The sequence below is a fragment of the Streptomyces sp. NPDC002779 genome (assembly GCF_042888685.1).
Lineage (GTDB): Bacteria > Actinomycetota > Actinomycetes > Streptomycetales > Streptomycetaceae > Streptomyces.
Window position 1 is genome coordinate 175085 of record NZ_JBIAQC010000010.1, and the last position, 20506, is coordinate 195590.

Annotated in this window: 16 protein-coding genes and 2 pseudogenes; 8 read left to right on the forward strand and 10 right to left on the reverse strand. The window is 71.9% G+C overall.

The window, feature by feature from the left end; genetic code table 11:
• Positions 1 to 22 precede the first annotated feature (22 nt).
• A complete protein-coding gene (locus tag ACFYW5_RS27060; protein WP_389419686.1) occupies positions 23 to 484 on the reverse strand; it encodes a contact-dependent growth inhibition system immunity protein in 462 nt (153 codons plus the stop codon).
• A 166-nt stretch (positions 485 to 650) separates the two neighbouring features.
• On the opposite strand from ACFYW5_RS27060, the gene ACFYW5_RS27065 reads away from it, so the two are divergent.
• The 3 genes and pseudogenes from ACFYW5_RS27065 to ACFYW5_RS27075 all read left to right on the forward strand — a co-directional run bounded on the left by ACFYW5_RS27065 (position 651) and on the right by ACFYW5_RS27075 (position 3779).
• Positions 651 to 1670, forward strand: a complete 1020-nt coding sequence (locus tag ACFYW5_RS27065) for a DUF389 domain-containing protein (RefSeq protein ID WP_389419687.1) — start codon at positions 651 to 653, stop codon at positions 1668 to 1670.
• A gap of 242 nt (positions 1671 to 1912) precedes the next feature.
• Positions 1913 to 3375 (forward strand): annotated as a pseudogene (locus ACFYW5_RS27070) (serine hydrolase domain-containing protein).
• Between the two features lie 53 nt (positions 3376 to 3428).
• Entirely contained in the window at positions 3429 to 3779 is a 351-nt protein-coding gene (locus ACFYW5_RS27075) for an antibiotic biosynthesis monooxygenase family protein (RefSeq protein WP_389419688.1), read from the forward strand.
• A gap of 58 nt (positions 3780 to 3837) precedes the next feature.
• Here ACFYW5_RS27075 and ACFYW5_RS27080 read toward each other — a convergent pair whose 3' ends face one another.
• On the reverse strand, positions 3838 to 4260 hold the full coding sequence (locus ACFYW5_RS27080) for a peptidase inhibitor family I36 protein (protein WP_389419689.1): 423 nt from the start codon (positions 4258 to 4260) through the stop codon (positions 3838 to 3840).
• Between the two features lie 65 nt (positions 4261 to 4325).
• The gene (locus ACFYW5_RS27085; protein ID WP_389419690.1) at positions 4326 to 5243 is read right to left on the reverse strand and encodes a hypothetical protein; all 918 of its coding nucleotides are present in this window, start codon (positions 5241 to 5243) and stop codon (positions 4326 to 4328) included.
• A 562-nt stretch (positions 5244 to 5805) separates the two neighbouring features.
• On the opposite strand from ACFYW5_RS27085, the gene ACFYW5_RS27090 reads away from it, so the two are divergent.
• The 3 genes from ACFYW5_RS27090 (at position 5806) to ACFYW5_RS27100 (ending at position 9405) form a co-directional block, all read left to right on the forward strand.
• Positions 5806 to 6921, forward strand: a complete 1116-nt coding sequence (locus ACFYW5_RS27090; RefSeq protein ID WP_389419834.1) for a hypothetical protein — start codon at positions 5806 to 5808, stop codon at positions 6919 to 6921.
• A gap of 214 nt (positions 6922 to 7135) precedes the next feature.
• Positions 7136 to 7936: a serine/threonine protein kinase gene (locus ACFYW5_RS27095; protein ID WP_389419691.1), complete on the forward strand. Its 801-nt coding sequence runs from the start codon at positions 7136 to 7138 to the stop codon at positions 7934 to 7936.
• Positions 7937 to 8040: 104 nt separating this feature from the next.
• Positions 8041 to 9405: a serine/threonine-protein kinase gene (locus ACFYW5_RS27100; RefSeq protein WP_389419692.1), complete on the forward strand. Its 1365-nt coding sequence runs from the start codon at positions 8041 to 8043 to the stop codon at positions 9403 to 9405.
• A 52-nt stretch (positions 9406 to 9457) separates the two neighbouring features.
• Here ACFYW5_RS27100 and ACFYW5_RS27105 read toward each other — a convergent pair whose 3' ends face one another.
• Positions 9458 to 10255: a peptidoglycan DD-metalloendopeptidase family protein gene (locus tag ACFYW5_RS27105; protein ID WP_389419693.1), complete on the reverse strand. Its 798-nt coding sequence runs from the start codon at positions 10253 to 10255 to the stop codon at positions 9458 to 9460.
• Between the two features lie 167 nt (positions 10256 to 10422).
• Between ACFYW5_RS27105 and ACFYW5_RS27110 the strand changes: the two genes are divergently transcribed.
• Positions 10423 to 11688: an SH3 domain-containing protein gene (locus ACFYW5_RS27110; protein WP_389419694.1), complete on the forward strand. Its 1266-nt coding sequence runs from the start codon at positions 10423 to 10425 to the stop codon at positions 11686 to 11688.
• A gap of 13 nt (positions 11689 to 11701) precedes the next feature.
• Here ACFYW5_RS27110 and ACFYW5_RS27115 read toward each other — a convergent pair whose 3' ends face one another.
• The 4 genes and pseudogenes from ACFYW5_RS27115 to ACFYW5_RS27130 form a co-directional block, all read right to left on the reverse strand.
• Positions 11702 to 12169, reverse strand: a complete 468-nt coding sequence (locus ACFYW5_RS27115; RefSeq protein ID WP_389419695.1) for an MSMEG_6728 family protein — start codon at positions 12167 to 12169, stop codon at positions 11702 to 11704.
• A gap of 17 nt (positions 12170 to 12186) precedes the next feature.
• Positions 12187 to 12663, reverse strand: a complete 477-nt coding sequence (locus ACFYW5_RS27120; protein WP_389419696.1) for a hypothetical protein — start codon at positions 12661 to 12663, stop codon at positions 12187 to 12189.
• 57 nt (positions 12664 to 12720) lie between these two features.
• Complete coding sequence (locus tag ACFYW5_RS27125; RefSeq protein WP_389419835.1) at positions 12721 to 14325, reverse strand: phytoene desaturase family protein; 1605 nt, start codon at positions 14323 to 14325, stop codon at positions 12721 to 12723.
• A 114-nt stretch (positions 14326 to 14439) separates the two neighbouring features.
• Positions 14440 to 14871: pseudogene (locus ACFYW5_RS27130) on the reverse strand (SRPBCC family protein); the annotation flags it as partial.
• 382 nt (positions 14872 to 15253) lie between these two features.
• Between ACFYW5_RS27130 and rph the strand changes: the two are divergent.
• Positions 15254 to 17896, forward strand: a complete 2643-nt coding sequence (gene rph, locus ACFYW5_RS27135; RefSeq protein ID WP_389419697.1) for a rifamycin-inactivating phosphotransferase — start codon at positions 15254 to 15256, stop codon at positions 17894 to 17896.
• Positions 17897 to 18072: 176 nt separating this feature from the next.
• On the opposite strand, the gene ACFYW5_RS27140 is transcribed toward rph, so the two are convergent.
• Together ACFYW5_RS27140 and ACFYW5_RS27145 are read right to left on the reverse strand one after the other, a co-directional pair.
• A complete protein-coding gene (locus ACFYW5_RS27140; protein WP_389419698.1) occupies positions 18073 to 18330 on the reverse strand; it encodes a hypothetical protein in 258 nt (85 codons plus the stop codon).
• Positions 18331 to 18596: 266 nt separating this feature from the next.
• Positions 18597 to 20243, reverse strand: coding sequence for a hypothetical protein (locus tag ACFYW5_RS27145; RefSeq protein WP_389419699.1), 1647 nt, complete (start codon positions 20241 to 20243; stop codon positions 18597 to 18599).
• Positions 20244 to 20506: the final 263 nt, after the last annotated feature.

Sequence of the window (20506 nt, forward strand, 5' to 3'; positions counted from 1 at the left end):
GTCGAAGCGTGCCCTCATTTTATCAGCGGGCGCCCGGACGCCGTTTGCCCCGGGGCCCAGGGCTGGATGCTTCGGGCCGGGTGACGAAGCGGGTGAGGTCCTCGGCAGCGCCGCGCGGCAGCTCGGCGATCGCCGCCTCCGGCAGTGCCGCGATCACGGTGCGCAGGCACGCGTGCAGGTCCGGCATCAGGGCCCAGGCCGAAGACGGGGCACGGACGGCGGCAAGCAGCAGGTCTCCCTCGTAGAAGTACGAGTCCAGCAGCGGATTCTTCAGCAGCAGGCACACGGAGCGGGGAAGGACGAAGGGCAGGGCCACCTGCTGGGAGACGAGCGTGCGGAGATCCGCCGGACTCATGTCACCGAGAGGAATGCGCCGCAGGCCGTGCACCTTGCGGACCAAGTCGGTCGCCTCGGCACCAGGAGGGCACCAGCGGGGCGGGTCCAGTTCGTCGAGCGTGCGGTCGAGGTGCAGCAGATGGTCCACGCGCTCATTCTCAGCCCTCGCATCGACGCCGCCTCCCGCCCGTGACACCCCGCGCGCCTGGAGCCCCTTCGTGCTGGTGGCCCGTACTGTGATCACCCCGACCGGCTGGACCGTGGTGGGTCCGGCGCCCGCTCACGAGGCCGCCTGAACCCGGAAGGAACCGGCAGTGGCAGAGGTCGACGCGGTCGCCGCCCGGCGCATGACCGACACCCTGTTCATCGAGCGCGGGCTGCGGAGCCCGGGCTCGACGCGTTTTTGGAGCCTGCTCGTGCTCGCCGCCGTCATCGCGAGCGCCGGTGTGGTGGGCGACTCCACGGCGACGGTGATCGGCGCGATGATCGTCGCCCCGCTCATGACGCCGATCCTGGGCTGCGCTCTGGCGCTCGTCCTGGCCGACCGGCACCAGGTGGTCCGCTGTGTGCTGCTGGTGCTCGGCGGCGCGCTGGCCGTGGTGGCGATCGGCATGCTGCTCGGCTGGATCGCCGCGCCGCCCGATGGCTTCGCCTCCAACAGCCAGGTGTCCTCGCGCATCAGCCCCCGCCTGATCGACCTGCTCGCCGCACTGGCCACTGGCACGGTCGGCGCGTTCGCGCTGGTGCGCTCCGACATCTCCGACACGCTGCCCGGCGTCGCGATCGCCATCTCCCTGGTGCCGCCCCTGGCCGTCACCGGGCTGCTGCTCACCGTGCACCGCTACCACGACGCCGGCCAGTCGGCGCTGCTGTTCGCCACCAATGTGGCCGCGATCGTGGCCACCGGAACCGTGGTGTTCCTCTGCTACGGCGTCCGGGCGGGCGCGGAGCGGGCCGCTCTGCGCGTCGGCCGCTTCCGCGGGCGGACCCTCGCCGCGGTGGCCTGCGTGCTCGTGCTCGTCGCGGCCCCGCTCACCGCCGGCACCATCAGCGTCGCCCGGGACCGCCTGCTCGCCGCCGACGCCCGGCCGGTCGCCGAGCAGTGGGCCGCCTCCGGCACCTGGGAGGTCGCCTCCGTCGAGGCACGCAACGGCATCGTCGTCATCGGCATCCTCGGCCTGCCCCCGCAGCCCGCCCCGAGCGAACTGCGCGCCGCGCTCGACACCAACGGCATGCGGGACGCCGACCTGGAGCTGCATCTGGTGGGCGGCCGCACCCTGTGGTGCCCCACGCGGACGGACACCTGCACGATCCGCGCGAGCAGACGCAGCTGAGCCCAACTGGTGGGCGTGATCGACGGTTTGCCGGCAGGCGTGGGTATTGGCAGATCGCATCCCGCCTGCGGGTGCGGCACGATCAGGAGCGCTTCGTCGATCCGGTCGCCCTCTCGCTCGCCGAGGCGTACGCGTACGGGGTGGTGGATGGCGAGATCGTTGCCGAGCGGGACCTTTGGCTCGGCTCCGGGGTGGGTCCGGCTGGGCGCGACAGACCTCGTCGCGGGACTTTCAATGGAGGAGTGAGCAGGTTCGGATGGGTTGCCGTGGCCGGGCTGACAGCGCTCCTGGGCGCCGCCGCGCCGGGGCCGTCCCCGCCCCCGCCCCAGCCGCCGCCCCAGTTGGACGGGGCGGAGGTGCGGCGGGCCGTCGACCGGCTCGACGGCGTGGTGGAAGCGGCCATGAAGCGCACCGGCACACCGGGCGTGGCCGTCGCCGTCGTCCACGACGGCAAGGTGCTGCACCTGAAGGGATACGGCGTGCGGAAGGCCGGCGAGAAGGCCACCGTCGACGCCGATACCGTCTTCCAGCTGGCCTCCGTCTCCAAGCCCATCGCGTCGACGGTCGTCGCCGGAGCGGTGGGCGTCGAAGGCTGGACCAAGCCAGTGGCCCCCCATGTGCCGGACTTCCGCCTCAAGGACCCGTGGGTGACCTCCCACGTGACGGTCGCCGATCTCTTCTCGCACCGCAGCGGCCTGCCCGACCACGCCGGGGACCTGCTCGAAGACCTCGGCTACGACCGCGAGTACATCCTGTCGCACCTGCGCCACGAGCCCCTCGCCCCGTTCCGCGCCAGCTACGCATACACCAACTTCGGGCTGACGGCCGCCGCCCAGTCCGTAGCCGACGAAGAAGGCGTGCCCTGGGAGAAACTCGCCGTCGACACCCTCTACAAGCCGGCCGGCATGGACGCCACCAGCTCACGCTTCGAGGACTGCGCCAAGGCCGCCAACCGGGCCTGGGGGCACGTCAAAACCGCCGACGGCACCTGGAAGGCCCAGTACGTACGGGACCCCGACGCGCAGTCACCCGCCGGCGGCGTCAGTTCCACCGCCCGGGACATGACGAAGTGGCTGAACCTCCAACTCGCCGACGGCACACTCGACGGCAAGCAGATCATCGACGCCGAGGCCCTGGAGCGCACCCACTGGCCCGAGTCGGTGGCCAACCCGCCCCATGCCCCGGCAGGCCGGACCGGCTTCTACGGCCTTGGCTGGAACGTGAGTTACGACGACGAAGGCCGACTGAGACTCTCGCACACCGGAGCGTTCGCGCTGGGCGCGCACACCAACGTCACCATGCTGCCCGGCGAGCAGCTCGGCATCGTCGTACTGACCAACAGCGCGCCCGCCGGGGTCGCGGACGCCGTCGCGCTGGACTTCTTCGACATCGCGCAGGACGGCGAGGTCAGCCGCGACTGGATTCCCCTCGTGGACGCGGTGTACCAGCAGCAGGAGGACGAGGGCCGGTCGAAGACCGACTACGCCGACCCGCCCGCAAGGACGGCACCCTGACCCTCCGGCTGGGACCGGCCCCCCAGTCCTACCGGCTCACGCACTACGACGGCGACAGGTTCAGCTTGCTGACCAGGGGCGAGAACGCCGTCGGCCGCACCGGAGTCACCTTCGACCCGGACGAGAGATCCTTCACCGTCGAGTACCTGGACGCCGAAGGGCTGGGCACCTTCGAGTCAACAACCCAGTGAGCTCAGGAAAGTTGAGGGGAGGGGAACGCTCGCCTCCGGGTTACGGTGACGTCATGAGCATCGAGCCGGAAGCGCCTGTCATGCCCTTCGAGGCACTGGAACCCCCTTACTACGCGGTGGTCTTCACCACGGTGCGGACCCAGGAGCAGGGCGGATACCGCGAGACCAACGCACGCATGGAAGAGCTCGTGAAGAACGTCCCCGGCTACCTGGGCCTGGACCACGCGCAGAATCCGGGCGGGCTCGGCATCACCGTCGCATACTTCCGTGACGCCGACGCCCTCACCGAGTGGCGGAACAACCTCGAGCACCGCGCGGCACAGAAGCGCGGACGAGCCGAGTGGTACCAGAGCTACTCCTTGCACGTGGCGAAGGTGGAGCGCAGCAGCGGGTTCACCGCCTGACGGCAAGGAGAAACCCCCGGGCCGTGGACCCGGGGGTGGTGTGCTCCGCGAACTCAGGTCAGCAGGGGCCGTTCTTCCAGCGGTTGGCCTCGCCCTGGTCGTTGGCCACCTTGTCCCAGGTGTTTCCCCAACCGCTGTCCAGGCAGAAGGAGTTGCCGCCGTAGCCGTTGTCCGCGAAGACCTCCACGGAGCTGTACGAGGTGCCGGTGCCGTTGTTGAACCAGGACGAGTCCTCGTGGGCCATGTACTTGTTGACGGTGTTCGACCAGATGGGGTTGTCGTACTTGAACATGGCGATGCCGACGTCGCCCTGGCCGTAGTTGATGTCCGCGTAGACGCACAGGTTGCCCGCCGGGCAGTTGCCGGGGTCCTTCGTGCTGTAGGTGGGGGTCGTGCCGCCGGCCTGGGCGGTGGTGGCGGCGAGCGGGAGCAGGGCGCCGGCCAGGGCCAGCCCCAGCAGGGCGCGCTTGGTGGTGCGCATGGTGTTCTCCTTGTGGTGGGTTTCCTCCGGCTGAGCGCCGGGGGGTTCGGTGGGGCGGTGCGCGCTCAGGCGGAGCCGACGACAGTGCGGGCTCGGCCGAGCGCGGTCGTGACCGCCTGGGTGTAGTAGCGGGTCTGGCGCGCGAACTCGTGGTGCGCGGCGTCCCGCACGTGCTGCCGTTGCAGGCGGCTGCCCGTCCGGGCCAGTCCGGCCGCGCGGTTGCACTCTGCGTCGGCGACGGCGACGGTCACTTCGCGCTTCCACGCCTTCTGGGCGGTGCGTGACTCGTTCTCCTTCGCCACCGCGCCTATGGCCTCCGACGAGCTCGCGTAGGACAGCCCGCGTCCCTTCATGCAGGCGCGCCAGTCGGCCTCCGCCTTGGTGTACGGCTTCTGTGCGACCACATCGTCGAAGGTGACGTACTCCAGGTTCACCACGGCCGCCTTGGCCTCGGTCCACTGGCGCAGATCGCCATAGAGCTCTGTGCGGGCGTCGGCCTGGCAGCCGTCGGCGCTGGTGAAGATCTGGCCGCGGCCGGGCGCCGGGACGACGATCGCGGCCCGGTCGGTGCCGTTGAGGGCGCGGTCGAACTCGGCCCTGCGTCGCGGTGAGAGGGAGGCGAGATAGCGGGCCTGGGGACCCTGCTCGGCCGCGGCCTTCCCTTCCCGGTCGCCGGAGCGGGCCGCCTCGGCCAGGCCGTAGCCGTGTCGGCGGGCCCAGGTGACGTCGTCCAGGCCGAAGCGGCGTTCGGGTGCGTCGCTGCGCGGGCCCGCCGGGTCGAGGCCGTACTTGAAGCCCTTGTCCCGCATACAGTCGGTGATCAGCCGCTGTTCGGCCTCGCTGAGGAGCTTGCGCTCCTCGTCGGTCAGGCCGGTGCGCAGGGGGTCGGCGGTGTCGTCGGACGGCTGGTCGGCGCTGGAGCAGGCCGTGACGAGCAGCAGGCCCGTCACGGCGAGCGTCCGGAGCAGATCCTTTCCGCTCATCGGAACTCCTCGTGTCGTCGATGGTGGTCCCCGGCCGGGTAACGGTCCCCGGTCGGGACGGAGCGTGTGCTGTCGGCCGACGGTGTGCGGCTCGACCGGACGCTGCGGAACGTATCCGGGGCGCGGCCGGGCGCGTCATCCGGAAGTTCGCGGAATGACGCCCTGAGGGCGAGTGGGGTAGGGGCGGGCGGGGCGCGCTCCTGGTCCTGGGCCACCCCCTTCCCGGCGGCACGGTCACTCCGTCAACTTCCGGATACCGGCGGCCCGGTGTGCGCCGTAGCGTGCCCCCGCCGCCTGCGACCCGTACGCGGAACCCGCCCGGCAAGCAGGTGTCCCACACCCGCCGCCGGGTGCGCACCGAGGGGCGCCGCGCCGGTACAGGCCCTGCCTTGTCCGGCCCGCACCCGTGCCCGTGGCACGACGCCGCGGTGGCCCGAGCGAAAAAGGGGAACCCACTGTGAACAGTCCGACCACCCACCACCGCGGTTCAGTCGCCGGCCGCCCGCCGCACCGGAGCGGCAGACGCCCGCGGCGCCTCGCCGCCGCCGGCGCAGCCCTCGCCCTGGCCGCGACGGTGCTGGGCCTGACCGGGACGCCGCAGGCCACCGCCGCACCGGCCCGCGCCACGCAGGCCGAGGTACCGGCGGGCGTGACCGCGGGCGTGGCGGTCTTCGACCGTACGACCGGAACCTTCACCGAACGACTCAACGAGAACCAGCAATTCCGGTCGGCGTCGGTGGTGAAACTCCTCATCGCCCTCGACTACTTGCGCACCCGCGACCCCCGCACCCTGCCCGCCGCCGACCGCACCCGCCTCGACTCGATGCTGCGCAGCAGCGACGACAAGGCGGCCGGCTACTACTGGGACCTCGGCGGACGGACGGCGATCATCGACCGTACGGTGACGCAGCTCGGGCTCACCGACACCGCCAACCCGCCCGCGGGACTTGAGGCCTACTGGGGCTACGTGGCTTTGTCGGCCGCCGACACGGTGCGGATCTACCGCCACATCCTGGACACCGCCTCCGCGCCGGTGCGCGACTACGTGATGGGCAACCTGCGGCAGTCGACGCGCTGCGGCACGGACGGGTTCGACCAGCAGTTCGGCGTCGCGGGCTCCTTCGAGCGGCCGTGGGCGGTCAAGCAGGGCTGGTCCGGTTTCGGCAGCTCCGGCAACTGCGCCCCCAAGCCCCCGACCACCGCATCAGCCACCCCGGCGCAGCGGTCCACGCCGCGTGCCGCAGCCGGGGTCGACCTGACCCAGGAGGCGCTGCACACCACCGGCACGGCCGGGCCCCAGGACCGCAGCATCGTGGCCGTGTTCACCCTCCACCCCGACGGCACCCCGTACGGCACGGCCTACACGGCCGTCAACCGGCTCACCCGCTCCCTCGACGTGCCCGGCGCCGTCCGTCCGGCGGGCAGCTGGTTCGGCACCTGGGGCCCGGGCGCGAACGTACGGCTGCGGCCGACCACCGTCGACACCACCCCGCTGACGACGCTGCCGGCCGGCGTGGAGGTCCTGGTCAGCTGCCAGAAGCGGGGACAGGAGGTCAGCATTCCGCCATACACGAACGACTGGTGGGCCTATCTTCCCCAGTACGGCGGCTACATGACGAACATCTACATCAGCTCACCGGGCAACCAACTCCCCGGTGTGCCCGTCTGCTCCCCGTAGAAGCACGGGGAGACGAGCGGCGAAGGGCCCGGCGTGGAACGGAATCCACCCGGGCCCGCGTCCTGCTCTGCGTGTATCGGCCTCGGGCGGCCGCTCCCGCCCACCGGCAGAATTCAGCCAACGGTCCCCCCGCGCGGGCTCGCACGGGATCCCCCAGGGCTACGATGCCTGCCGGCCACTGACCAGGCCGAACTCGGGGAAGGACAATCTGTCGATGAGCGGCATACTGATTCATTTGCCGTCAGCACACCGCACGGAACCGGCAACCACGCTGCGCCTGGGACCGGGGGAGGCTGCGCGCTTCGGCCGGGGCTCGAAAGCGCATCCCGTCGAGCTGCTGCTGGCCGACCCGGCCGTCTCCCGGCTCGCCGGGGAGGTGCGGGTCACCGAGGACCACTGGCAGCTCACCAACTACTCCACCACGCACAGCTATCTGGTCGAGAACCCGGAAGGCGCGGGAGAGTACCTTCGCGTCCCGCCGCGCCGGTCGGGTGCGCCGATCCCGTTCGAGTTCGCCCGGGTCGTCCTGCCCACCCGCGGCTCCTCGGTGAGCTTCCAGGTGTTCGCACCCGACCATGTCTACCTCGACACGGACGGTCCCGGCGGTGTCATGGGCACCCGTACCCTCAACGCCTACTCCTTGGACGAGACCGCCACGTACTTCCTCGTCCTGGTGGCGCTGTGCGAACCGCGGCTGCGGGACGAATCGGCCGTCTCGGTGCCCACCACCCCGCAGGTCGTGGACCGCATCCGCACGCATCCGGCGCTGGCCAGGCTGACCGCGCGGGCGGTCAGTTCCCACATCGACTACCTGGCGGAGCAGAAGCTGCGCGTGCGCGGGCCGCAGGACCCCGCCGACGCGGGCAGCGGTGCGCGGCGCACCGGCAAGCGCGAGGCCGTGGTCGGTGTCGCGCTGCGCTTCGGGCTGGTCCGCGAGGAGCACCTGGCGCTGCTGCCGCCCCGAGCCCCGGACCTTCCGCTCGCGGAACTCGCACGGGCGGGGGAGCACCGGTGAACAGTGCGGGGGAGACGTGCGACGAGCACGTCGACGGGAGAACGGACACCACGGGCCGCGGCGGGACCGGGGAGAGGCTGGGCCGGATACCCCGGGGTTTTCGCGTGGGCCGCTGGGAGGTCACCGAGCCGATCGCCGACGGCGGTTGGGGTCGCGTCTACGAGGGCCGGGACACCGCGGAGGCCCCGGAGGGGGAGGACGGCGCCGCGGGCGGCCGGGTGGCGCTCAAGTTCCTGCCGACCTCGGGGCTCGCTCCCCGGCAGGCCGAGCGGCTGGCGGAGACGGCGCGGCGGGAGATCGAGTTCGGCAGCCGGGCGCACCATCCCCGGCTGATGCGGCTGCTGGACTCGGCGGTGCTCGGTGACTCGGAGGTGCCCGGGCTGGACGGGGCCGTCGTGCTGGTCATGGAGCGGGCCGAGAGCAGCCTCCAGGACCTGCTGGATGCCGCGGGCGGCAAGCCGCTGCCGGAAGCGGACCGGCTGCTGACCGAGATCCTGGAAGGGCTGGCCCATCTGCACCGGCTCGGCTGGGTGCACGGCGACCTGAAGCCGGACAACGTGCTGATCATGGCGGACGGTTCGCTACGGCTCTCCGACTTCGGGCTCACCGCCGAACTGGAGGGAACGCGCGGCACCCACGGGTACATCCCACCGCTCGGATCACCCGACTACCTTCCTCCCGAGCGCTGGAGAGCTCCGCTCGACGAACGCGGGGTACAGGTGCGGCCCACCGCCGATGTGTGGGCGCTGGGCGTGATGATCCATCAGGTGTTCACCGGGGGCACCTCGCCCTTCCCGGGGGCCACCTTCACCTCCCGGGCCTCCGCCGTCCAGGAGTACGCCGAGGGCAGGGCCCCGCTGCGGCTGCACGTCGTGGTGCCGGAGTTCTGGCGGGCGCTGGCCGCCGACTGTCTCCTGCCCGCCCACACCGAACGCGCGGCGCACACGTCGGAGAGTCTGCTGGAGCGCGTCCGGGCCGCCGGACACGGCGACGACCACCCCGTCGCCCGGCAGCGGTCCGGCCGGCGGGCCGCGGCGCTGGCCGCGGGCGCCGCGGTCGCCCTGCTCGGCGCGGGAGGCGCCGCCTGGTGGCAGTGGGGCTACTCCGAGGGCGGCGTCGGGCGAACGGGGCAGCTGGCCCGGCTGAGCGTGTACAACGCCGACACCAAGTGCCGTGCCCGCACCGACCGGCACCCCACGTGCAGCCTCGGCCTGGCCATCGACCCCACCGCGCCGTACGTCCTGGACAACGTGGTGCAGACCCGGGTGTGGCACGGCGACGCCCTCGCCGTCGAGTGCGCGCAGGAGCGGGGCGTGCCCATCACCGACGAGGTGGGTGTGCGGTCCTCCCGGTGGTACCGCATCCGGCTGCCCGCGGCGGAGAAGGGCCCGAAGTCCGAGCGCACCACCGCCTGGCTGCCCGAGGTGCGGACCAGAAGTCACCCGGCGGTCCCGGCCTGCGCCGGCTGAGACAGGGACGGCGGCGGCCGGCACTCGCAAGCACCGGCCGCCGCGACCCGTCTCAGCACCTGGTGGTGACGCCTCCGGTCTCGTCGCCCTTGAGGTAGATACCGCTGACATAGCCGACTCCGCCCGCGTTGAGCGGCAGGCGTATCCATTTGTCGTTGGTGATGCCCTCCGCGGTCACGCTCTGACCCACGGTCCAGCAATGCGCGGGGTACGACTGACCCGCGTACACCTTGCTGACGGCGTTGCACGAAGTCGAGGCGCAGGAACGGACGTTGGCCTCGGCCCACGCCGTCACCGTCGACCCACCACCGCCACCGCCGCCGCCCCCGCCGGGCGTGCACGGCAGCGTGACTCCGCGGTCGCGCAGGTACGGCACCGGGTCGATGCCGCGGACCGTGGTGGAGGTGCCGACCCGCACTCGCAGATGCAGATGGACGCCGGTGGATTCGCCCTCGGAGCCCATCAGGGCGATGCGCTGACCGGCCGACACCTGCTGGCCGACGGAGACGTCCCGCTGGTACATGTGCCCGTACTCGGTCACCGTGCCATCCGGGTGCAGGATGCGGATCCACTGGCCGTAGCCCTGGGCCGGGCCGGAGGCGATGACCTCGCCGGCGCCGACGGCGTGGATCGGGGTGCCGAGCGAACTCGCTATGTCGACACCGTCGTGGGTGCTGCTGTAGCCCTGGGTGATCACGCCGGAGGCCGGGCAGGAGCCGGCGAAGGCGGTGGCGGCGGTGGAGCCGTTCGTCGCCGCGTGACCGGGTGCGGCCGCCGCGAGGGGCAGCAGCAGGGCCGCCGCGGCCAGCAGACCGGCCCGCAGGTTCATGCCGCGCAGACCAAGACGCACGTGGGTTCCTCCCCTGAGATGACGGCTTCTGACGAGCCGTGGGATGCAGTGGTCCCGGACCTTAGGCGCGCGGCGGCCCCGCGGGGCATCCGGAAGTTTGCGGAGAGACGGCGCCCGCGGCGGGCGGTAGTCCTGGACCGTTCGTCGCACCCACCGAGGGGGAAACCGTGTCTGTCACATCCGTGCGTGCCCAGTGGCGTACGCCGCTGTGGGTAACGCCGTTGCTGAGTCTGCTGCTCGTCCTGACGGGCCTGGCGGCGTCGCCCGCCTCCGCGCGCGCCCAGCAGGACACTTGGCGCATCGATCTGGCGGGACCGGAGGCCGACCGGGGCAATGTCGCCCGCCGTGCGGCCGGGCTCACCGTCAAGGACAGCCGGCACCGGACACCGTCGGAACCCGGCGCCTCCCACGCCGTGTACACCTCGCCCGGCAAGAGCCTCGGGCGCCAGCTCACGGCGTTCACCGTACGCACCCGGGCGGACGTCCCCGCCGGCACGAAGGTGCTGACCGAGATCCGGGGCAGCAACCACCCCGGCACCTGGACGCAGTGGCGGACCACGGGCGGCGCGGACGAGGTCAGGCTGCCGCAGGCGGTCTCCCTCCTCCAGGTCCGGCTCACCCTGCTCGGCGTCCCCGGTGGAGCGTCACCCACCGTCCGTGCCGTCACCGTCACCGCCGCGGCCGAGCAGCCCGCGCCGCGGCTTCCGCGTGACGGCAGGGCGGCGGCCGCGTCCGGGCCCACCTACCGGCTCTTCGCCACCCGGGAGGGCCTCACCGGGCACACCACCGCCAACGGCCATGTCATCAAGCCCCGCGACCACTTCGTGGCCCTGCCCTCACGCCGGATGCTGGCCGGCAACGGCGGACACGAGTACCAGGTACGCCTCTGCTACAAGGGGCGGTGCGAGACCGCGCCCGTGTGGGACGTCGGCCCGTGGAACACCCGCGACGACTACTGGAACCCGCCCGCGCAGCGCGAGATGTGGCGTGACCTGCCGCAGGGCACCCCCGAGGCCCAGGCCGCGTACCAGAGCGGCTACAACGGCGGGCTCGACGAGTTCGGCCGACGGGTCGCCAACCCGGCCGGCATCGACGTCGCGGACGGCACCTTCTGGGACGGCCTCGGCATGACCGACAACGACTGGGTCGACGTCACCTTCATGCCGGACAGTGGCGGTGGTGGGTCGACGGTGACGGCGTGGGCCGAGGCCAACGTCCGTTCCTGCGCGTCGACTTCGTGCAACGCCGTCAGCAAGGTGTACGCGGGTCAGTCGTACCCCGCGCATTGCTGGACCGTGGGTCAGAGCGTGACCGCGGAGGGCATCACCAACGACAAATGGATCCGTCTGCCGCTCAACGCGGGCGGGGTCGGCTATGTCAGCGGTATCTACCTCAAGGGCGACGAGACCGGAGGCGTCACCACCAGGTGCTGAACCGGCCGCTCCGTCAGCGCTCGCGGTCCGAGGCCGGCCACACGTAGGGCAGGTCGTCGGGGACGCCGGGGAAGAGGGCGGCGTAGGTGTCCGGGTCCTTGCGGACCAGGGCGGAGCGGTGGCTCTCGTGGAAGGGCTCGTCGCCCAGCCAGGGCGGCAGCTCACCCGCGGCCGCCAGGGCGGGCTGGTCGCGCACCGCGGTACCGGGCCGGTGCGCGGCCAGCTGGGAGACGAGGGATGCCGCGCAGCTGTCCTGGTGTCCTTGGTCCCGCCAGACCCGGCAGATCTCCAGGCCGTACCGCACGAGTGCCTCCTCGTACCCCGTCCACATGCGTACGGCCGGGTGCCGGCGCCACCCGTAGCCGGGGATGATCAGGCCGCGCAGCACCTGGAGTGCTTCGACGCGCTGCTTGCCCAGTCGTCGCCGGTCCAGCAGCAGGGCGGTGCGGTGGAAGTCGGATTCTGGCAGGAAGGTCTGCATCGGCCGGCTCGCTTCGGTCAGGTCTGCCGTCTCATCGGGCCCTGCGTGTGGTCCGGGTGGCCGGGTGTACGGCGCTTCTCCTTGAGCTGCGCCTCGTACAGGTGGTCACGGCCCCCGGCGAGTTCCTGGACGGCACTCGTCTCCAGCTCCTGGAAGGGCTGGTAGTAGGTGGCGTTGTACGCCTCGATGATCTGGAACGTCCAGTGCCCGGGGATGACATTGCGGCCCAGGATCTCCGTGCGGACCTTCTCCGCCCACTCGGGATGACCGGCCTCCTTCAACAGTCGTACGGCGTCGTCCAGTTGCAGGTCGGCGGTCCCGGTCAGCTGGTGGAAGTCGTACAGGCGACCCCGGGCCCGCTCGGTGGTCTCCCACGCCTTGGAGAGCGCTCCGAGCGCCTCGACGGTCTTGTCGTCGAGGTCGAGGCTGCCGAGGTCGGCGGGACGCTCGTGGCTGGGGTCGAGGGAGCCGGAGGCTTCGGCGACGTCGTTCATGGGTTCCTTCCTCGCGGATGTGCGGATGTGCGGTGGTGCGTCGGCGCTGTCGGGCGGTCAGCGCTTGCTTCCCGTGCGGTCGCGGTGCATCAGCAGCCGCTGGGCGCGGGACAGGCCGGGTGAGTGACGGCGCAGGGCGGCGCGAGCGGCGTTGGCCCCCGGAGCGCCGTGCACCCCGCCGCCCGGGTGGGCGCTGGCGGAGGCGAGGAAAAGGCCCGCCACGGGGGTCTCCGGGCGACCGGTGCCGGGCACGGGGCGGAAGAAGAGCTGCTGGTGCAGCGCGGTCGTGCCTCCGTTGATGGCGCCGTTGCGCAGGTTGTCGTCGAGGGCTTGCAGGGTCGGGGGCGCCAGGATGCGGCGGGCGCGGATCTGGGAGCGGAAACCGGGCGCGAACCGTTCGACTTGCCGTTCGATCCGGTCGGCCATGCGTTCCTGCTCCGCGGCTTCCCAGCGGCCGGTGATGCCCTCTTCGCCCGCGTCGGAGCCGACCTCGTGGGGGACATGGGTGTACGCCCAGGCCGATTCGGTGCCCTGTGGCGAGCGGGAGGCGTCGGCGGTGGTCATCTGGCCGAACAGCAGGAAGGGGCGGTCCGGGACCTGCCGCATGGCGATCTGCGCGGCGAAGCGGGTGAGTTCGTCCATGCCGTCGGCGAGGTGCACGGTGCCGGCCCTGGCCGCCTGCGACGCCTGCCAGGGCACGGGGGCGTCGAGCGCCCAGTCCACCTTGAACGTGGCGAAGTCCCACTGGAAGCGGCGCAGGTCGTCCATGAGCTGGCTGGGCAGATGGTCGGCGTCCACGAGTTCGCCGTACAGAGAGGGCACCGACACGTCGGCGAGGACCGCCCGGCGCGCCCCCACCATGTCACCCGACGCGGTGCGCACGCCGACGGCCCGCCCGCCCGCGACCACGACCTGGGTCACGCGCTGCCCGCAGCGCACCCGCCCGCCACGGGCCTCCAGCCGCCGCGTCAGGGCCTGGATCAGCGCGCCCGCTCCGCCCACGGGGACGGGAAAGCCATTGGTCTGTCCCAGCATGGACATGAGCCAGCCGAATCCGCCGCTGCCCGCCGACTCGGGGGCGAGGTCGGCGTGCAGGGCGTTGCCGGCCAGGAGCAGCCGTCCGCCGTCCCCGCTGAACTCCTCCTCACCCATGCGGCGGACCGGCAGGGCCAGGGAGCGGGCCATCCGCAGGCCGCCCGCGGCCCGTAGCCGCCGCGCGAGCCGCGCCGTGGCGCGTACGGGAGGGAAAGGGGTGAACAGCGCGTCCACGATGTCGGGACCCAGGTCCTGCCACATGTCGTGCAGCCGCCTCCAGGCATCCCCGTCGCCCTTCGCGAAGGCGTCGAGGGACTGGGCGGTGACGTCGACGTCCCGGTCCAGGACCGCGCAGCTGCCGTCGGTGAGGGGGTGCGCGAGCACGCTGGGGGCGTGGCTCCACCGCAGGCCGTGATCCTCCAGGCGGAGCCCGGCCAGCACCGGCGAAGCGGCGGCCAGGGGATAGAACGAACTGCAGAGGTCGCTGACGAATTCGGGGTCCACTTCCCGGTCGTGGCGTACGGCGCCGCCGGGTTCCGGCTGCTCCTCCAGTACCTCTACGCTCCACCCGGCGTCGGCGAGCAGGTTGGCGGCCACCAGGCCGTTCGGGCCCGCGCCGATCACCACCGCGTCCGGCGCCTCCGGATCGGCTCCCTGCGGCGCGGCGTGCGCTTTCCGCGGCCTGGCCCGGGGCTTCCGGGCCCTCGGCGACGCATCGGGGGTGGAGTTCTCGCACAACCGTGCGAGCCGGGCGAGCATCGCGCGATGGCGCAGCTGGATCAGGGGCTCGATGGCTGCGTTGTGCAGCCGGCCTCCCGTGCCGCGCAGGGGATGCTCGTCGACGATCACCAGGCAGTCCTCGCCCCACGGCCGCAGCTCGATCGCGATACGGGCCGTGCCCAGGGGCCCCGCGTCGGCCTCCAGCTCCAGGCAGGCGCCTTCCTCGCAGTGGCGCACCACGGTCTCGTTGACCAGTTTCCGGGGTCCGAGGCGGATCTCGTAGCGGATCGCCGCGCCGGTCTGCGGCCACTGCCCGCGGGCGGGCCAGGACCGGGAGGTCCCCACCACCCACTCCCCGTACCGCGTGCCGTCGGAGAGGACGGCCCACACCCGGCTCGGAGGGACGCGGATCAGTTGATGACGAACAGCCACGAAGTCCTCCCAAGGCGCCATGGCCGACCGGCCGCCGACCGCGCCCCGAGTGCCCCACCCGCCACAGATCCAACCGGGCCGCCAGGGTGACGGCGCGGGGCGGGGTCGTCACAGTGCGGATCGCGTGCGCCTGCCGGTCAGAGCGGCTTTCGGGCGAGGGCCGTGGCGCGCCATGGGGCCGATGCCCAACACACCAGTTACGGCACGCACCGCTTCGCGCAGCGCCGGCGGGCAACCAAGGGACAGCTGGAGGGCACAGGGGCGCAGGGGCACAAGTAAAGGCAAGGAGTTCCGGCTCCTTGCCATGCTCAACATATAGCGCACCGGGGGGCTTGCGGCAAGGCCCCGGTGAGGGCGCAAAATCGTCCGCCGAGGCTACAACCTGCAGAGATGAGGGCGCGCGGTGCGTGAGCAGTTGTTTGAAGGTCCGACCGAGCTGGAGGCGCCGGTGGGGCCGTACGTGCTTGCGCTCCGCGAGGTCGACGAGACCCGGGTCGCGGTCGTCGGCGGCAAGGGTGCCCAGCTCGGCGCGCTGGCGCGGATCGAAGGCGTTCGCGTGCCGGACGGCTTCTGCGTGACGACGGATGCCTTCCGGCGGGTCATGGCGGAAGAACCGGCGGTCGGCGATCGGCTCGATGAGCTGTCGCGCCTGGACCCGGACGACCGGGAGGGCATCCGGACGCTCAGCGCGCAGGTGCGCGGGATCATCGAAGGGATCGCCATGCCGGGCGATCTCGCGGCGGCGATCACTGACGCGCTCAGCCGCTCCGGGGAGGACGCCGCCTACGCCGTCCGGTCCAGCGCGACGGCGGAGGACCTGCCGACGGCTTCCTTCGCCGGCCAGCAGGACACGTACCTGAACGTCATGGGACCGACGGCCATCCTCCAGCACATCAGCCGGTGTTGGGCCTCGCTGTTCACCGAGCGGGCCGTGATCTACCGCCGCCGCAACGGCATTGACCACCGTACGGTCCACATGGCCGTGGTCGTGCAGCAGATGGTCCTCCCGCAGGCGGCCGGCATCCTGTTCACGGCCGACCCCGTCACGGGCAACCGCAAGGTCGCCACCGTGGACGCCGGCTTCGGCCTCGGCGAGGCCCTTGTCTCCGGCCTGGTGAACCCGGACGTCTTCAAGGTGCGGGACGGGGAGGTCGTCGCCAGGACAATCGCCGCCAAACAGCGGGCCGTTCAGGCCCTGCCGTCCGGCGGCACCCAGGAAGTGGCGATCGACCCGCAGCGGCAACAGCAGCCGGCGCTGACCGATGAGCAGGCCGTGCGGCTGGTGGAGCTCGGCCGGCGCATCGAAGCACGGTTCGGCCGCCCGCAGGACATCGAATGGTGCCTGCTCGACGATGACTTCCGGATCGTTCAGAGCCGGCCCATCACGACGCTGTTCCCCGTCCCCGAGGCTCGCTCCCAGGAGAACCACGTCTACGTCTCCGTCGGCCACGGACAGATGATGACCGACCCCATGAAACCGTTGGGACTGTCCATGTGGCAGCTGACGGCGATGGTGCCGATGCAGGAAGCCGGGGGTCGGTTGTTCGTCGACGTCACCCCGCGCCTGGCCTCGCCCACGACCCGCGCCGGCCTCCTGGACGCTTTGGGGAAAGCCGATCCGCTGATCCGGGACGCCGTGGAGACGGTCCTCGAACGCGACGACTTCATCGCCACTCTCCCGGACACCGGCCCCGTCGAGTCCCCGGCCAGGGCCGCCGCGCCCACCCCGATCGAGACCGACCCCGCCCTCGTCACCGAGCTGATCGAGCGCAGCCAGATGTCCATCGACGCCCTGGAGCGCGACATCCGGACGAAGAGCGGACCGGCGTTGTTCGACTTCCTGCTGGAGGCGGTCGAGGAGCACAAGCGAGTCCTGAGTGATCCGCTGAGCATGCAGGCGATCATGGCGGGGATGGAGGCCACCTGGTGGCTCAACGACAAGCTGGGGGAGTGGCTGGGCGAGAGGAACGCGGCTGACACGCTCACCCTCTCCGCGCCCGGCAACATCACGTCCGAGATGGGACTGGCACTGCTCGACGTCGCGGATGTGATCCGCCCGCATCCGAAGGTGGTGGCGTTCCTGGAGGGCGCCGAGGACGAGAGCTTCCTGGACGAACTGCCGAAGGTGGAAGGCGGCGCCGACGCACGCGACGCCATCGAGGCCTACCTCGACCGCTACGGCATGCGCTGCGTCGGCGAGATCGACATCACGAGGCCGCGTTGGCGCGAGCGCCCCACCACGCTGGTGCCCCCGATCCTCGACCACGTCAGGAACTGCGAGCCGGGCGCCGCCGAGCGGCGGTTCGAGGAAGGCCGGCTCAAGGCGCTGGAGAAGGAACAGGACGTGCTCTCACGCCTGCGCGCCCTGCCGGACGGGGACCGGAAAGCCGACGAGACCAAGCGGATGATCGACCGGCTGCGGACCTTCATCGGGTACCGGGAGTACCCGAAGTACGGCATCGTCAGCCGCTACTTCCTTTACAAGCAGGCCCTGTTGGGAGAGGCCGAGCGCCTGGTGCACACCGGTGTGCTCGCGGAGAAGGAGGACATCTTCTACCTCACCTTCCAGGAACTGCGTGACGTCGTGCGCTCGAAGCAGGTGGACGAGCAACTCATCGAGCAGCGCAAGGAGGCGTTCCGGTCGTACCACGCGCTCACCCCGCCCCGCGTGCTCACCTCGGACGGCGAGGTGGTCACAGGGTCGTACCGGCGCGACGACGTGCCGCCCGGCGCCTTGGTCGGCGTTCCGGTCTCCGCGGGGACGATCGAGGGCAGGGCCCGCGTCGTCCTCGACATGGCACAGGCCGATCTCGAAGCGGGCGACATCCTGGTCACGGCCTTCACCGACCCCAGCTGGTCGCCGCTGTTCGCCGGAATCGCGGGCCTGGTCACGGAGGTGGGCGGCCTGATGACCCATGGCGCCGTGATCGCCCGGGAGTACGGCTTGCCGGCCGTGGTGGGCGTGGAGCAGGCCACCCGCCTGATCCGGGACGGACAGCGGATCCGCGTCCACGGCACCGACGGGTACGTCGAGGTGCTGCCGTGAGCGGAAGCCACCCGGCTCCGGCTGAGTAACCGTCGCACGACAGGGCCTCTTGGTCTTCGCGGGTTCGATGCCCGCAAGCAGCCAAGAGGCCCTGTGTCCCTGTCCGGGGCCGGTCACATCGTGCGCGCAGGCACGCTGTTCGGCCCACCGCCCCTGCGAGCGGATGGAGCAGCCGGTCAGATTCGCCCGCCGGTCATACGAGTGATCGGGCCGAGCGTACGGCGTCCGGCGCGGCGACCGGCCAGATAGGACGTGGCAGTCACCGCCGACAAGCCCGCCCCCACACCGGCGGCGACGAGCTTCCGATTGGCGATCAACGTCCACGCCGTCGTGGCGAGGGCCACGGCCTGTCCCGACGCGGTGACGACGGCCTTGCGCCCGGCCTGGACACCGGCGGCCGCGCTCTGCACGACCGCGGTGCCGGTTCCGGCCACACGCTCGGCCCCCTTTGCGGCTGTTGAGGCCGCGTCACCGGACTTCTCGGCTGCCTTGCCAGCCGCCTCCGACGCGGGAGCAGTCGCCTTCGCCGTGGCCTGCCGGGCCTTGGCAGATGCGTTCCGCTTGTTCGCGGAGTCTTGATTCGTGGCGCTGTTCGACTGATTCATGTCCTTCGCGTTGCCCCTCGCGCCCATGGCAAACACATGTTGTCAAGACGGTGTACGCCGTTACACATCGAGTACACATCGAGCACGGCCGATGGTCACTGGGCGGGTTGGAGCTGGGCGAGCCAGCTGGGTGCGGCCGGGTCGCCCTGGTGGGCGCGTTCGGTGAGCCAGGCGAGGGCCTGTTCGGTGCGCCCGGTGTCGTAGAGGAGGGTGACGGCGAGTCCGAGGGAGGCGGTGTCGCCGACCTCGTTGGCGCGTTGGTACCAGGTGATCGCCTCGTCGATGCGCCCGGCGCTGTGCAGGAGGGTGCCGGCGGCCCGCAGGCTGTCGCCCTGCCCCGCTTCGTAGGCCGCGGTGAACAGCCGCAGGGCAGGTGCGAGCAGGCCGCGCTCACCGGCCGACTGGGCGAGGTCGGTCAGATCCGGACGGCGGGCGTGATCGACCAGGGCGTCCCAGAAGCCCGTGGGGGCGTGGACGAGGCGGCGGGTGGCGCGCCCGTGCTCCTCGAGGAAGTCCGCCAGCCGGTAGTGCGGTTGCGGTGGCGCGGAGGCACCGCGGCGGGGCCGGATACGGGTGAGGGGGCCGCGTGCGCCGCGCAAGGGGGCCGCGCAGTAGGCCAGGGCCTGCTCGAACCAGTCCTCGCCCAGGGTGTCCCACTCGGCGTCGGTGAGGTAGCTCTCGGCGGCGGCTTCCAGGAGAGCGTGCGGCAGGGCGACGGTGTGCCCGGCCGCACGCGCGTCCATGGCCGCCTCGATCAGCGCTCGGGCGGCCGGTGGCGCGGTGCGATAGCGCTCCAGCAGGGCCGGGGCTCCGGCCAGGTACTGGGTGATGCGCCCGTCCTCGGCATGCTGAGCGGCGTGCAGCAGCCGCGGATCACGGCCCGCCTGGCCGAGCAACCGGGCGAGATCAGCGGTGGTGAAGGCGGCCGGGACGGTGACGCCGGTGCCGGCCAGGAGGTAGCGGGCCTGCGCGTGCGGGTCTTCCCCGCCTTCCTGCGGGCCGGGTTCCTGGACGAGTTGGGCCCAGTGTTCCGGCCAGATGGTGCCCAGCACCAACACCGGCGCCTGCGACGGCTCGCGCAGCAGCGCGCGCAGTGCGGCGGCCACCCGTTCTCCCAGTCCCGTGCCGGGAGTTGTGAGGTAGTGGTGGGTGTCGTTGAGCCAGACCACGGTGTGCGGGCCGATGCCGCCGAGCCCGGTCAGGGCGGCGTCGGCCCGGCCGGGCACGATGGGATGCCAGAGCCGCCAGGTGTCGGGCAGCTCCTGGACGGCCTCCCAGCAGGCGCGGGTCTTGCCGGTGGAGGAAGGGCCGATCAGCACGGCCATCGTGCTGGTGCCCTTGAGGGCTTGCGTGACGTACTGGCGTAACTGCTCGTCGTGGGGGCGCTCGACGTAGGCGGGCAACGGCGGCAGATCGTGCGGGAACTGGCCCGCGCTGTGGTCGATGGCCCTGTGCACCTCCAGGGCGAACGGATCGGTGACGAGGCGCAGGGGCTGTCCCAGCGGCGCCGTCAGCCGTGCCTTGAGCCACAGGCCGCGGATCAGCAGCGTGAAGTCGTCCGCGTTCCACGCGGCGCGGCGCGCCAGGATGACGGCGATCGCGGCGGCGTCGGCCTGCTGAGCGGGCAACTGCGCTTCGCCCAGGCATGCCCGGATGACCTCAGCGCCGGGCGCCGGGTCGAGGTCGCTGATACGCGCCGCGTCCGCGGCCAGGTCCTGGAAGGTCGGGCTACCGGCCGCCAAGTACGCCTCGTACAGAGCGCATTGGAAGTCGCGCAAGGTGCCTGGGCCCATCTGGGGTGCCTGCATGACACGCGACGGCTGCGGCTCGCTTCCCCCGTTCCTCATCCGTCCATCATGTCTCTTCGCGCCGGTGAGGAGCAGCGTTCAGCAGGAAAAGCAGGGTCGGCCGTCACGCATCCGGCGCCTCGCGCGAGGCGTACGCAGAGCGGCTCGGCAGCTGGCGGGTGACGGGCCGTGCGCCCTGCGCCGACTGGCACACTGTT

Coding starts and splice junctions, on each gene's coding strand:
- ACFYW5_RS27075 (WP_389419688.1), top strand. CDS start 3,429: ATGAGCATCGAGCCGGAAGCGCCTGTCATGCCCTTCGAGGCACTGGAA.
- ACFYW5_RS27080 (WP_389419689.1), bottom strand. CDS start 4,260: ATGCGCACCACCAAGCGCGCCCTGCTGGGGCTGGCCCTGGCCGGCGCC.
- ACFYW5_RS27085 (WP_389419690.1), bottom strand. CDS start 5,243: ATGAGCGGAAAGGATCTGCTCCGGACGCTCGCCGTGACGGGCCTGCTG.
- ACFYW5_RS27095 (WP_389419691.1), top strand. CDS start 7,136: ATGAGCGGCATACTGATTCATTTGCCGTCAGCACACCGCACGGAACCG.
- ACFYW5_RS27115 (WP_389419695.1), bottom strand. CDS start 12,169: ATGCAGACCTTCCTGCCAGAATCCGACTTCCACCGCACCGCCCTGCTG.
- ACFYW5_RS27120 (WP_389419696.1), bottom strand. CDS start 12,663: ATGAACGACGTCGCCGAAGCCTCCGGCTCCCTCGACCCCAGCCACGAG.